Below are 13631 nucleotides of genomic sequence, written 5' to 3' on the forward strand. Positions count from 1 at the left end.
CATATTCCCCAAAATTCCCCTCCTCTGGAGGGGTGTCCCCCAGGGACGGGGTGGTCTCTTGAGTTGGAACAGACAGATACTTGTGAGTAGGGCGCACCGATCAATACTAGATTATTAGCTAGAATTTACCACCCCGCCCCTGCGGGGCACCCCTCCAAAGGAGGGGAATTTTGGGGCATATTCCCCATTCCCCTCCAAAGGAGGGGAATTTTGGGGCATATTCCCCATTCCCCTCCAAAGGAGGGGAATTTTGGGGCATATTCCCCTCCTTTGGAGGGGTGTCCCGAAGGGGCGGGGTGGTCTCTATTTTCTAGTTTCAACTTAGGAAATCAGGCCGAAAACCCTTGGTCTGTAAAGCTTACTGGGTAAGGAAAATTTTACAATGAAACAGCCCAACCTTGCCAAGGTCCGGGTTAAGGTGGGGTTCTTCTTGGGCGATCGCCACGTCACGCACTCAGGACTTACCCAGATTTTGAAAATCCATCCTAAATGTAGAGGCGATTCGCGATTCGCCTCTACATTTAGAGATTCATGTTAAATATTGCTTAAGTCCTGGCACTTTTTGCAGCGATCGCCCCTGTATGGAGTCGGGTGCCAACCTCTTTCTTCGTGATGCGCGGTAAGCGGAAGCTCTCCCGTAGGGAATCGCCCAAGAGGGACCCCACCCTAACCCTCCCCTTGCCAAGGGGAGGGGACCGGAGGTGGGGACCTCCTCCGGTACTGATGCTCTCGGCTGATTCGGGGTAACCCTTTGCGCTAAACTCGTCATGGCGGGAACTATGGATTTAACACTCGTTGCAGCATGACTACTCAGCTTAGTGATTTAGAGAACCAACTGGAAAACCTGCGTCAGGACGCAGTGGGGGCAGTCGCCTCGGTGAATACCCTTGATGAACTCGAACAATTGCGAGTCAACTATCTGGGCAAAAAAGGGCAGCTTTCTCAAATCTTGCGTGGAATGGGAAAACTAGATGCCGCAGACCGACCCCGAATTGGTTCTCTGGCCAATGAGGTCAAGGAAGCGCTGCAAGGCCAACTGGAAGGGCGGAATCAGGATTTACTCCAGGCCCAAATTCAACAGCAACTCGCGGCAGAAACTCTGGATGTGACGATGCCGGGAGTGTATCGTCCCCAGGGTCGGATTCACCCTTTGAATGCAGTGATTGATCGGGCGATCGATATTTTTGTGGGGATGGGGTACACCGTCGCCACGGGACCGGAAATGGAAACGGACTATTATAATTTCGAGGCCCTGAATACCCCTCAAGACCATCCAGCGCGGGATATGCAGGATACTTTCTATCTCCCCGATGGGAACCTGCTGCGGACTCATACCTCTCCGGTGCAGATTCGCTACATGGAAAAACATGAGCCTCCGGTGCGGATTGTGGCCCCAGGGCGGGTGTATCGCCGGGATACGGTGGATGCCACTCATGCGGCAGTGTTCCATCAGATTGAAATTTTGGCGATAGACAAGGGAATTACCTTCACGGACCTCAAAGGGACGTTGAAAGAGTTTGTCCGCCAAATGTTTGGGGAAGATTTACCCTTGCGCTTCCGTCCGAGTTATTTCCCGTTTACTGAACCTTCTGCTGAGGTGGATGTGCAGTGGAAAGGGAAATGGTTGGAGGTGTTAGGATGCGGCACTGTTGACCCGAATGTGTTAAAAGCGGTGGGTTATGATCCGGAGGTTTATACAGGATTTGCCGCTGGATTTGGGGTGGAACGGTTTGCAATGGTGTTGTATCAAATTGATGATATTCGCCGAGTTTATAGCAGTGATTTACGCTTTTTGCGGCAATTGTAGGGAACTCAAAAAAATAAAACCACCAAAACGTTCGTAGTGACTCCTTCAGGAGTCATCTTAAAGAAACCCCTAAAGGGGTTACTACGAACGTTTGGATGATTTATATTTGGCAATCTCCCCGTAACAGGGAGCAAGATGCTCCCACTCCCTAAAGAATTTCTAAATCCTATTGCTTTTACCCCACAATACCCTATGCCAGAATTGCTTAAAGAGTTGTACTCGTCCCTTAATCATATTTCTGATGAGGCCCTGATGGGGGTTAGGTTGCATAAGCTGGAGCTAAAAGAACTAGGTAATGCCTTAGCAATAAAAATTATTAAAGTTTTGTCTAATTTATAACACCTTTAAAAACATGACTAATTTTCCCATCTTTGTAGGACAGGTTACTTTACGCCAACGTGGTCAACTTCCTGAGAATCCAGGTATTTATTTTGTGTTTGATGAATTCGATAACTTACTTTATATAGGTCAAGCTAAAAGTTTAAAAAATCGTTGGGCAGGCTCAACACATCACCGTTACAAGCAATTTGCTAGGAAAGGATTAGATAAGGTTATCATTAGATATGTTTTAACTCCCATTTTAGAGCTTAATAGTTCAGAGCGAAATTATATAGATATATTTAAACCTTTATTTAATGATAGTAAGGTTAAGGAATATCTTCCTAAAACAAGTCCTAGGTTCTCCGAGTTACAACGCTTGCTTAAACTTACCACCAAACCCCTGTTTCCTTCATGCCTCAACAAAAGCAGGAATGGAGAAACAATCCCTAGAGAAGATTGGGATTTATTTCGAGGTTTTATTGCGGGCATATATCAAGAAAGCCAGCCTCATATTGTAGTAGTTTGTCAGCAAAATATGGGAGAGATTTTATGGAAAAGTTCATCCCATAGAACTAAAAAACGTTTTTACATAGGAAGCCCTTATCAATATGGCTCAATGTGCTATTTTTTTGATGCTAGACAAGCAGTTTTTGGGTTTGTAGAGGTGTTCGATTGTGATTTAGCAGAATCAATCTTTAAAGAAGTTTACCCTAATTTAGTGGATTTTCAAGTAGCTGGAGTAAGGATTAAGAAACTGCTTAATCCCAATTTATTAATAGCTGCTTTACAAAAATCTGGTTTTAACAAACCTAACGCAACCCAAGATTACCTTCTAAATATTGGCGGAAATTTACAAGATTTACCTACGGACTTAAATTTAAATCAGCAGATGATGTGGTGAAATTTGACAAAGCCTTATGTTGTAGTGGTCAAACCATATTGTCGGTTCTTCTCCCAATAAGTCTTGGTTGCGACAGTTATCTGATTTCTGATTCCTGATTTCCCAGTTGCGGTAAGCGCAGCTATGCCGTAGGAAATCGCCTGCCAATATCTTTTACATTACAAAAGACGACTTGGCAAGAAGTACCCGATTTGACGGTGGCGAATCTTTATCACTATTTTAAACAACAAGAGAGCTACGCATAATCGGCAATGCTCTAAAAAGTAACGGGCGATCGCAAGCAATTTTGGGGTAGATTCGGTTGCGATCGCTGTTATATCATCTCATTTCATCACATCACATCACATCATAACCAATCATTATTTTCAGCCAGCAGTCGGGTAGCCTCCTCAGAACCCAGAGATGGACTAAACAAATACCCCTGCATTTCATAGCAGTTGAGATTCAGCAAACAATCCCGCTGGACCGCTGTTTCCACCCCTTCTGCCACCACACTCATATTCAGTTTTTGTCCTAGGGTAATAATCGCTGAGACGATCGCCGCTTCTTTGGCATTCAGTGCGATATCCCAGACAAAAGACTTGTCAATTTTCAGAGTTTGGAAGCAAAATTTTTTCAGATAATTCAGAGAAGCATACCCTATTCCAAAATCATCGATCGCCGTGGAAATTCCCATTGTGCGAAACTGACGCAAAATGCTATCGGTCAAATCCGGGTCATGCATCGCCGTGGTTTCGCTAATTTCCAACCCCAACCAATGGGGGTCTAGCTTCGCCTCCCCCAGCATTTGGGAGATGATTTCGACTAAATCAGGATGGTGAAATTCCCGAGTTGAGAGATTGACCATCATCCGAATCAGAGGTAATCCCGCATCTTGCCATGCTTTATTTTGAGCGATCGCCTGCTGCAACACCCACCAGCCTAACTTGATAATCTCACAGTTTTCTTCAGCGATCGGGATAAACGTATGCGGAGGGACTAATCCCAAGTTAGGGTGTTGCCATCTCACCAAGGCTTCCATCCCTGCCACTGCGCCGGTTTTAAGATTAACCTGGGGTTGGAATTCCAAAAAAAACTCTTCTCTTGTTAAAGCCTCATGGAGTGAATTGTCCAAAACCAGTAACTCAGAGGCTTCTGAACTCATGGCAGGAGAGTAAATCTGGTAATGATTCCGGCCCTGTTCTTTGACCCGATAGAGGGCTGTATCCGCATTCTTAATTAAGGTTTCCGGGTCTTCCCCATCCTGGGGATAAACCGCAAGGCCAATACTGCCAGTAATATAGAGTTGGTTGCCTTCAATCTCAAAAACCGGACGCAGACATTCTAGGAGACGTTGAGCAATCTGGGCGGCATCTTCCGTACTGGTAATTCCTTCTAACAACAGGATAAATTCATCTCCACCCCAGCGCACGATGATATCACTATCACGCAGACAGCTTCGCAGGCGTGAGGCAGCGGTTTGGAGGAGTTCATCGCCGACGGCATGACCGAGGGTGTCGTTAATGATTTTGAAGCGATCGAGGTCCAGAAACATCACCGCTAATTGGTCTTTTTCCTGTTTAGCAATTTCGATCGCCATCGGCAGGCGTTCATCCAATAGTTGCCGGTTGGGTAAACCTGTGAGACGATCATGATAGGCTTGATGGCGAATCATTTCCTCTTGGTGATGACGGTGGAGGGCACCGCCTATACTTGCGGCGATCGCACTTAAAATCGAGACTTCGCTTTTGGACCAGGGACGCTCAACCTCAATGTCATCAAACCCAATGTATCCCCAAAATTCATTATTTACCAGGATGGGAACCATCAAACTCGATCGCGTTCCCTCTTGAGCAAACAGTTTTTGCTCCGTTGGATTCAAATTCTGGGCAATCAAACTGACCGTTTCACCCACTAACAAAGTATCGAGGAGGCTGGAGCGCAACTGGACGATGGAACAGGCCCCATTTTTTAAACCGACCTGGGGAGTTCGGGTCCACTCAAACCGAATCCACATTTGACAATGTTCCCGCGCGGTACAGTCGGAACAAGAGGTGAGGGTCGGGTGGGATTCCGAGGAACAGCCGAAGTTGTAGGCGGTGGTGGGATTGGATAACTCACAGATATAGACGCGATCGACCCCTGCCGCTTCTCCGAGGGTGGCAAGGGCATCTAGTGCGGCTTGGGCGGTGTTGGTATTGGTGAGCAGGTGATTCATGGCTTGGGCGACCCCTAGCAATAAGTTATCCCGTTGGTGCAGTTCAGCTTCGGCTTGTTTGCGCTGGGTGATATCAACCACGGTGCCTTCATACCCAATGATGTCACCGTTGAGATCGCGAATGGTCCGCGCACATTCAGAAATCCAGATGATGCGGCGATCGCGTCGATAGACTTGGGACTCAAAGCCCCAGACGGTCTCTTGTTCTTGTAACAAGCGGCGAAACTCAGACCGGCGCTGGGGGTCCACGTAGAGTTGATGCTCGATATCGGTCAAGACTTCGATTAATTCTTCCGGGGAATTATATCCATAGATAGCGGCCAACATGGGATTGGCGGTGAGATATTGACCACTCGGAGTGGTTTGAAAAATCCCCTCCACGGCATTTTCAAAAATGCTGCGATATTTACGTTCCGCCTGCCGCAGGGCTTCTTCGGTTTGCTTACGTTGATAATAACTGGAGAGCATTTGGGCAATTACGCGCAGGAGTTGAGCATGGCTGGCGGACCAATGGGGTTGAATTTGGCGATCGTCAAATCCGAGAAATCCGACTAATCGTTCTTCTTGGGAAAAAAGTGGGACGATCAGCAGGGATTGGATATTTTGAGAGAGGAAGAAGGCTTTTTCGGCATGGGCGGCTTTGGGTAGCCACTCGACATCGCAGATATTTAGGATTTCCAGGACCGTGAGTTGGTCCATCAGCCAAGGGAAATCGGCAATTTGCAGGTTTTGGCGGTTCTGGATTTGGGTGATGGCTGGATTGGCACACCATTCGTATGTGTTGCTAAATTGACTGAGGCGATCGTCGAACTCGAAAATATAGGCCCGTTCTACACCGGCAGCAATGCCGACTCGGGCGAGGATTTTATTAAAGTTGGGTTCTCGGGTGGAGACGAACAACCGAGAAATCTGAGAGAGTGCCGCTTCGATGACCAGTCGCTGATGGAGTTGTTCTTCAGCTTCTTTGCGTTGGGTGATATCCCGCGAATTGACGACAATTCCTTGAATGCTGGGATCATCTAAGCGGTTATTGGTTACGGATTCTAAGTAGACCCAAGTGCCATCGGCATGGCGAAAGCGATATTCAATGGGTTTTAAGGAGAAGGAGAGGTCCGGGCGATTGTTGAGGGTGACGGGGGAAAAATCTGCCATGATTTTCGAGGGGTGGGGGTTATTGAATTTGGAGGGATGCAGCGATCGCGTTCCTGGGGTGGCTTTGGGTCGAGGCATCAGCACTTCGCGAACCATTGCCACATCTTCGGGATGGACGTAATCCAGGATGCAGTGACCCAGTAAGCTATCGGGTTGATATCCTAAAATGCGATCGAGGGAGGGAGACCCATATAAAATTTTGCCGTCAGCGGATAAAATGGCGATGGTGTCTGAGGAGTTCTGGACCAACGCTGCAAATCGTTCTTCTGCCTGTTTGCGATCGGTAATATCTTTGACGGTGCCTTCATAAGCAATGATTTTGCCATGAGCATCCCGGATCGTCCGCGCATTTTCAGAAATCCAAATGATGGTGCCATCTTTGCGATAACACTGGGATTGGAAGTCCCATACCGCATCTTGTTCTTGTAGCAGGCGATTGAGTTCGATCCGTCGCGAGGGGTCCACATAAAGCTGATGTTGGATGTCCCGAATCGAATTCATCACTTCTGTCGGTGAGTCGTACCCATAAATATGGGCTAGGGTGGTGTTGACGAGGAGGTATTCCCCAGATGGGTTACTTTGAAACATTCCTTCGATGGAACGCTCAAAAATATTCCGATATTTTTGTTCGGCTTTTCGCAAGGCTTCTTCTGAGCGTTTCTGGAACAGTACGGATCCCAGTCCCCGGAGAATTTCCGAGACCAATTCAACGGTCCGCTGGTCTTCTGGGTGGGACTCTACCATGAAGAAGACTAGGACGGTAAGAATTTCGTTGTTGGCAAGAATCGGTACACCCAGGGCCGCTTTGATGCCCAGTTTGTGGGCGAGTTTTGCCCGATGAAAAATGGCTTGGGGCAGTTCTGATACATCTTTGGCCCATTCTGGCTTTTGTTGAACCCAGACCCGTCCGGGTAAACCGATTCCCGGTAAAAATGTTAGGGTTTCGCTTTGTCGGCGGAATTTTTCAATCTCGGGCAAGGGTCGCCCGAGGGCGTTGATTTTTCCCGCGTACCATGCGGGGCTACAGTCAAGGTATCCGCCTTCGGCATTGAAGGACCAAGCTTCTCCATAATCCCATCCTGCGATTTCGCAGACTCGTCGCAGGGCCAAGCTTAATGCGGTGTCAAAATCCTCAGCTTGTGCAACGCCGAGGGTCAATTGTTGTAAAACAGAGGCGCGGCTTCGGTTCATGAGTTCTTTGCTGGATTCCCGTTTGCCGATCTCTTGGCACAAGCCAAGAATCCCGCAAATGCTGCCTTCTAGGTTTTGCATGGGTCGTCGTCTCACGCTATTGGTTTGGGATAGAGAAATTGGCAGGCAGGATTGGGCTAGGGTCGCTGTAGATTGCACAATTAAGCGGTTTTTCCTGCCTTTGGCTTCTGGGAAGAAGCCGGTCCTTAAAACCCTGGACTCACCAGATCCGCTCGGGCTGGGCTCCGGGTGAACAGGGTTGAGGAAACTGAGGGTCCGTTCATGTCGCCTCTTTTCTGGGCAGAAGCCTGCTGGAGTCGGCATTCAGGCAGTCCTCTGAATGCGGTTCTTCCCTTCGGCAGTGCAGCACTTGTGGGGGCTGAACCATTGGCAGCAATCCAGCAAAATTTCCCTTGAACTGATTTGGGTCTTTCAAGGGCTAAATCGGAAGCAGCATCATCCCTCCCGAGTACCGAGAACCCTTCAGGGAAGTGTTCTAGCCAGGGCCAACTTGAATCGGTTAGGTTTCCGATTGCAGTATTGACATCATTTTGTTGAACCACGGCACCGACTGCATCTGAATGAGACATCTGAAGGGCCAATTCTAACTGACAGAGAAAGTTTTTAACTTCTCTAAAAGAATCTATCCTATATCTGGTTGTAATTTCGGCAACAAATTACACAAAAAAACAACTATTTTTAACTTAATCTAAAGAGTTAGACCCTTACCTCAAAAGGGGATTTTTGGCAATATTTATTTTTTTAAAAAACGTAAACTTTTGTCAAGAAAATGTTGAGTAAACTTGACAGGGAAAGAGAAGGGAAGGGCAAAGTTATACCCACAATTGCTGGGAATGATTGGATGGGGTTGGAACTCCGGAGCCTGAGCGATCGGCAATTGGCTTTGAGCGAGCTATCAGGTTTACAAATTTTTTGCAATCCATTTAATCCAAATCAAGGCCGTGAAATCCGGCGATAAATGTCAGGAAGCAAAAGCTTTTCACCCCCCATACCGCCGCAGAAAACGCCTCTCCTCTAAGGCACTGAAAATTTGCATTTATAAAGTGAATGTTTCCCTGATTTCTCCCCTCTACTCACCTTTCATGCCGGGGGGAAACCACCAGGAAGCCAGGGACTTGTTGTTATTTGTAGTGTAAGGGAATCCCAGTCACTGCGGTGATTTCTACAGATTTAATTCATAATTGGGGAGGATCATCTTGGGTTTGAGGTCGGGTTTAAGGGCCGATCGCCTTTGCTATCGAGATAGAATACACTCATCCCCTCTAAGCGCCGTCTCATTAAATCATGTCTCTTGCACCGTGGCGATCGCCCCTAGCTCATGCCCTCCATCGCAACCGTAGCCGCCCCGAATCTCGCTACTTCCAACTCGCCACCATCCGCCCAGACGGCACTCCTGCTAATCGCACCGTTGTCTTTCGCGGCTTTTTAGACGAAACCAACCAACTCAAAATTGTCACCGATGCCCGCAGCCAAAAAGCCCAGCAAATCCCCACCCATCCTCATGGCGAAATCTGCTGGTACTTCCCCATCACCCGGGAACAGTTTCGCCTCCAGGGTTACCTGAGCTTAGTAGACCCTCATACCGCTGATCCCGCCTTACAACAAGCCCGTTGCCGGGAATGGCAGCAACTCTCCGACAGTACCCGACTCCAGTTTTCTTGGCCCGATCCCGCTGCACCCTGTGACGAATCCGATGATTTCTCTCCCCCAGTCCCGGATACTACTCAACCTCTGCCCCAGTTTTGTTTACTCTTACTCGATCCCATCACCGTGGATTGGTTAGAATTGCGAGGAGAACCCCAAAACCGCTGGCTTTATCAATTCAATGGCGATCGCACCTGGTCTCAGCAGGCCATTAATCCCTAAAAATCAGGTTCACCCCCAATTATAAAAAGTTTTGAGAGCAACTCATCAAAAGTTTGATAGGTCAAACCCCAGACTTGAATGAGAGTCTCGAAGGGTCTTCGTTAAAATAGTTAGGATATCAGATGAAAGCATCTAGGGGTCAAATGGGCAATCTTGTTGAAAACAACCCGTTAAAAAATACCACTCGGACCATTGAAGTCCCGCCACAGCGAAACCGAGTGGATTATCTGAGGATTAGTTTAATTGACCGCTGCAACTTTCGCTGCCAATACTGTATGCCAGAAGGGGCCGAACTGGACTATATCCGGCAACAGGATTTACTCACTCGGGAGGAACTCTTAACGTTACTCCAAGAAGTCTTTATCCCCGTCGGATTTACGCGGTTTCGGTTAACGGGAGGGGAACCGTTGATTCGGGCAGATGTAGTAGAAATTGTCGAGGCGATCGCCAATTTACCCCAAACTCAAGATTTAGCCCTAACCACCAATGGCTTTTTCCTCGCCCAAAAAGCGCAAACCCTCTATGATGCCGGACTGCGCCGGATTAATATTAGCCTCGACTCTCTGGAAGCGCAAACCTTCGATTTTCTAGCTGGAACGCGCGGCACCAGTCGCTGGCAACAAGTTTGGGATGGGATTCAGGAAGCCTATCGCGTCGGATTTAACCCCTTAAAATTAAATGTCGTGGTGATTCCCGGGGTCAACGATCGCGAAGTTTTAGATTTAGCTGAATTAACCATTGCCCGAAATTGGCACGTTCGCTTCATCGAATTCATGCCGATCGGGAATGGGGAATTATTTGGCGACTGCGGTTGGATTCCCTCAGAAGAACTGCGCCAACGCATTCGCGATCGCTGGGGATTAACAGAAGGACAAGTCACCGGAAATGGACCTGCCGATGTGTTTCAGATTCCCCATGCCAAAGGCACCGTGGGATTTATTTCTCAGATGTCCGAATGTTTCTGCGATCGGTGTAACCGAATGCGCCTAAGTGCCGAAGGCTGGTTAAGGCCCTGTCTCCTCAACGAAACCGGCCAAATCAACCTCAAAACCGCCCTCCGCAACGGCATCCCCCTCCCGGAAATCCGGCAGCAAGTCGCTGATTTACTCGAACTCAAACTCGAAATCAACTACAAACAGCGGGAGTCGGGTACTGAAACCGGCAGCTACAGTCGTACCATGTCGCAAATTGGAGGATGAGGGATGGGGAGAATAGTCATTTGTCATTTGTCCTTGGTGGATGGGGGAGAAAGTTTGTAGTAACGACTTCAGTCGTTACCGCGTGGCGTAAGCTAACGCTTACGTCACGCCCCTGTGGATGCTCTACCTCCGGTCCCCAAGCAGGCACTTCAGCCGCCAATTGAGCGTGTCACGGCTTCATCCGTGACACGAAAGCAACGACTGAAGTCGTTACTACAAACATCTAGTGCCTCCAGTCCCCAATCAGGCACTTCAGCCGTTACTACGAACTTTCCTATCCTCCCTATCCCTCATCCACCAAGGACAAATGACCAATGACAAATGACCAATGACCACCCTCCCCATCCCCAAACTAAAAGCCCCCTTGCTGACGGGTTTGGGGGCTTTGGAAAATCTCTAATTAGGCTGCGCGGTAAGAAGCAGCGAGACTTGAAACGTTAGGCTTGTCGAGAATAGTATTCAACCACCAGGAGTTCATTAATTTGTAGCGCGATCCATTCCCGCTCAATAACTCCATTGACCTTGCCTTCTAGCTTGTTTTTGTCAAACTCTAAATGGCTCGGCATATTGGCTAATCCAGGAGATTGCAAATTAGCTTGGACCATCTGGCGAGACTTTTCGCGATCGCGGACGGTAATTACGTCTCCGGGACGGCAATTGTAGCTGGGAATATCAACAACCCGACCATTAACCGTAAGGTGGCCGTGGTTGACCAATTGCCGTGCGGCTGGAATCGTCGGTGCCATCCCCATACGGAAAATGGTATTATCCAGACGCATCTCTAACAGTTGTAGCAGCACTTGACCCGTAGAACCCGTGACGCGACGGGCGCGACGAACATAGCGCAGCAGTTGCTTTTCGCTCAGACCATAGTTAAAGCGCAGTTTTTGCTTTTCTTCTAAGCGGACTGCATATTCTGAGCGCTTTTTGCGGGCTTGCCCGTGCTGTCCTGGGGGATAGGCGCGCTTAGGAGTTTTGCGCGATAATCCGGGCAGTTCTCCTAAACGGCGTACTATTCTCAGTCTCGGGCCTCGATATCGTGACATTCCTTTTCCTCGTCAGTTGTTACACAGTTTTCCCAGACTCTCTAGTATAGATCTTTACTAGGTTCAGTTTCAAGTCTAACTTTAGATGACTTTGTACTGCTGAAACATCAGTTTAGGCTCAAAAGTCCTGTTTTTTGTCATGAGGATTCTTTAAATAATGATGATTCGGAAAATTTGCAGTCGCCTGGGGACCCGCGCCCCAGGACAGCAGTGGCGCAAGGGTGGACTGTTGGGACTTTCCCTGGTCGCTCTATCGGTGGGCCTCATCCCATTCAACCCAGCACCGGCAGCAGCGAGAAATAATGCTTATGATCGCTGTGCTGCTGAGTTACTCGATCGCCAACTCTCTGCTGAGACGGTGGCCCTTGCCTGCTCTGCGGCCCTACGCCCGGAAGAACTCTCGGAATGCGTGGTTGAGATCGATCGCCGCACGGATATTTTGGCGGAGGATGCCCTAACTCGCTGTCAGGAGGTGCGTCGTCCTGTGGAGTTGGCAACCTGTGTGGTGGATATTAGCGATGACTCGACAGAAGGGGAAGCCCCGTTAATTCTCGATTTCTGTCGCCGCAGTTTATTACCTACGCAATTTTCGCGGTGCGTGGTGGGGTTACAAAATCAAATTGATTTGGTGACTTCTCAGGCGATGTCGGTTTGCATTGATACTCGCGATCGCGTGGGTTCACCCCTACCTAATTTTATCCCCGGCAGGGAACCTCCAGCCCCCACTCGTACCTCTCCCAATCTCCCGTCTACTTAATACCTTAATACCCCGCACCCTCAAGGGTGGGGCTACACGGACAAAGCCCGCCTGCGCGGGCTACCCTCAGACAAAGACTGTTACAGCCAGATTTGGTTTGCCAGTCCTTCATATTGAAAAAAAATGCCCTCATTCCCCTTAACTACAGGAATGAGGGCATTTTTGCTGATGAGTAAGATTAGGAATGACAGTCACAACCGGAGTGTCCACACCCTGTTCCATTAACATGACCATTGGCACAGGCATCAGAACAGTAGGGCTTGCCATCTTTCATCACGGCTTTATCAGTCGGAACCACGCACAGGCAGGATTCACAGGCGCATTTCATTTGAGTTACGGTCGTCATTGCTCGACTTCCTCCATTAATTCTGAATTCATCTTAACACATGAACAGTTATTCAGATATTTTCTTTGGTTTTTTTTCACAATTGCGGGTATGGGTGCAACTCGCTGATGTAGAGAAAGGCTGAAACCCTCTGTGAGCAACGAATTTAAAAAAGTTTGACTTTAGGGGTTGTCAAAACACTTAAGTTCAGGTTATAGTAACTTCAGTGACGCGGGATAGAGCAGTCTGGTAGCTCGTCGGGCTCAATACGCAAGTTAACTAAACGCTTAATAGTTAGCATTGCGATGGGCTGCATACTAAGGAAACTGGTATGCGATAGCCTCTCAAATTCGGGGAAGCCGGTAGCGCGGTAATCCCGAGCCAAGCTCTGAACAAGAGAAGGTGTAGAGACTCGATGGGAGGCACCCTAACAGTTAAAGCTGAGGGTGAAGGGAGAGTCCAGACCACAAACTGGAAAGATACCGGGCAGCGAAAGCTGTAGATGGTACGCATAACCCGAAGGTCGGTGGTTCAAATCCGCCTCCCGCCATTACTAAAATAAAACCCTGTAATCGTAAATGATTGCAGGGTTTTGTTTTTGGTCATTGGTCATTGGTCATTGGTTATTGGTCATTGGTCATCTTAGTTCGTAGTAACGACTTCAGTCGTTATTCTTAGTTCGTAGTAACGACTTCAGTCGTTATCCAAGGGTAGGGGGTCAGAAACCGGGTTTCTTGACAAAATTTCAGGCAAATAGCCACAATCTCGGTTAGAAACCCGGTTTCTCAGTCCTGGGTAGGGGGTCAGAAACCGGGTTTCTTGACAAAATTTCAGGCAAATAGCCACAA

Annotated in this window: 9 protein-coding genes; 5 read left to right on the forward strand and 4 right to left on the reverse strand. The window is 48.3% G+C overall.

Annotated elements, in window-relative coordinates; translation table 11 throughout:
- Nucleotides 1-802 precede the first annotated feature (802 nt).
- Together pheS and NG833_RS00010 are read left to right on the forward strand one after the other, a co-directional pair.
- The gene (pheS, locus tag NG833_RS00005) at nucleotides 803-1807 is read left to right on the forward strand and encodes a phenylalanine--tRNA ligase subunit alpha (RefSeq protein ID WP_254563282.1); all 1005 of its coding nucleotides are present in this window, start codon (nucleotides 803-805) and stop codon (nucleotides 1805-1807) included.
- Between the two features lie 352 nt (nucleotides 1808-2159).
- Nucleotides 2160-3029, forward strand: a complete 870-nt coding sequence (locus NG833_RS00010; protein WP_254563283.1) for a GIY-YIG nuclease family protein — start codon at nucleotides 2160-2162, stop codon at nucleotides 3027-3029.
- A 346-nt stretch (nucleotides 3030-3375) separates the two neighbouring features.
- On the opposite strand, the gene NG833_RS00015 is transcribed toward NG833_RS00010, so the two are convergent.
- Nucleotides 3376-7728 carry an EAL domain-containing protein gene (locus NG833_RS00015; protein ID WP_254563284.1) on the reverse strand — a complete coding sequence of 1451 codons (4353 nt, stop codon included), beginning with the start codon at nucleotides 7726-7728 and terminating at the stop codon, nucleotides 3376-3378.
- 47 nt (nucleotides 7729-7775) lie between these two features.
- Nucleotides 7776-8159 carry a hypothetical protein gene (locus NG833_RS00020; RefSeq protein ID WP_254563285.1) on the reverse strand — a complete coding sequence of 128 codons (384 nt, stop codon included), beginning with the start codon at nucleotides 8157-8159 and terminating at the stop codon, nucleotides 7776-7778.
- A gap of 715 nt (nucleotides 8160-8874) precedes the next feature.
- On the opposite strand from NG833_RS00020, the gene NG833_RS00025 reads away from it, so the two are divergent.
- Together NG833_RS00025 and moaA are read left to right on the forward strand one after the other, a co-directional pair.
- Complete coding sequence (locus tag NG833_RS00025) at nucleotides 8875-9456, forward strand: Npun_F5749 family FMN-dependent PPOX-type flavoprotein (RefSeq protein WP_254563286.1); 582 nt, start codon at nucleotides 8875-8877, stop codon at nucleotides 9454-9456.
- 122 nt (nucleotides 9457-9578) lie between these two features.
- The gene (moaA, locus tag NG833_RS00030; protein WP_254563287.1) at nucleotides 9579-10655 is read left to right on the forward strand and encodes a GTP 3',8-cyclase MoaA; all 1077 of its coding nucleotides are present in this window, start codon (nucleotides 9579-9581) and stop codon (nucleotides 10653-10655) included.
- A 437-nt stretch (nucleotides 10656-11092) separates the two neighbouring features.
- Here the strand turns inward: moaA and rpsD are convergent, their stop codons facing one another.
- Entirely contained in the window at nucleotides 11093-11701 is a 609-nt protein-coding gene (rpsD, locus tag NG833_RS00035; RefSeq protein ID WP_254563288.1) for a 30S ribosomal protein S4, read from the reverse strand.
- Nucleotides 11702-11858: 157 nt separating this feature from the next.
- Here rpsD and NG833_RS00040 point away from each other — a divergent pair, with 157 nt between their 5' ends.
- On the forward strand, nucleotides 11859-12458 hold the full coding sequence (locus NG833_RS00040; RefSeq protein ID WP_254563289.1) for a hypothetical protein: 600 nt from the start codon (nucleotides 11859-11861) through the stop codon (nucleotides 12456-12458).
- A gap of 178 nt (nucleotides 12459-12636) precedes the next feature.
- On the opposite strand, the gene NG833_RS00045 is transcribed toward NG833_RS00040, so the two are convergent.
- On the reverse strand, nucleotides 12637-12804 hold the full coding sequence (locus tag NG833_RS00045) for a metallothionein (RefSeq protein WP_254563290.1): 168 nt from the start codon (nucleotides 12802-12804) through the stop codon (nucleotides 12637-12639).
- Nucleotides 12805-13631: the final 827 nt, after the last annotated feature.

Origin of the sequence: Oscillatoria sp. HE19RPO, assembly GCF_024220515.1 — a bacterium.
Lineage (GTDB): Bacteria > Cyanobacteriota > Cyanobacteriia > Cyanobacteriales > Laspinemataceae > Laspinema.

Excerpts from the sequence above, each read along its gene's own strand:
- rpsD (WP_254563288.1), bottom strand. The coding sequence starts at position 11,701 with ATGTCACGATATCGAGGCCCGAGACTGAGAATAGTACGCCGTTTAGGA.
- NG833_RS00045 (WP_254563290.1), bottom strand. The coding sequence starts at position 12,804 with ATGACGACCGTAACTCAAATGAAATGCGCCTGTGAATCCTGCCTGTGC.
- moaA (WP_254563287.1), top strand. The coding sequence starts at position 9,579 with ATGAAAGCATCTAGGGGTCAAATGGGCAATCTTGTTGAAAACAACCCG.
- NG833_RS00020 (WP_254563285.1), bottom strand. The coding sequence starts at position 8,159 with ATGTCTCATTCAGATGCAGTCGGTGCCGTGGTTCAACAAAATGATGTC.
- NG833_RS00010 (WP_254563283.1), top strand. The coding sequence starts at position 2,160 with ATGACTAATTTTCCCATCTTTGTAGGACAGGTTACTTTACGCCAACGT.
- pheS (WP_254563282.1), top strand. The coding sequence starts at position 803 with ATGACTACTCAGCTTAGTGATTTAGAGAACCAACTGGAAAACCTGCGT.
- NG833_RS00025 (WP_254563286.1), top strand. The coding sequence starts at position 8,875 with ATGTCTCTTGCACCGTGGCGATCGCCCCTAGCTCATGCCCTCCATCGC.
- NG833_RS00040 (WP_254563289.1), top strand. The coding sequence starts at position 11,859 with ATGATGATTCGGAAAATTTGCAGTCGCCTGGGGACCCGCGCCCCAGGA.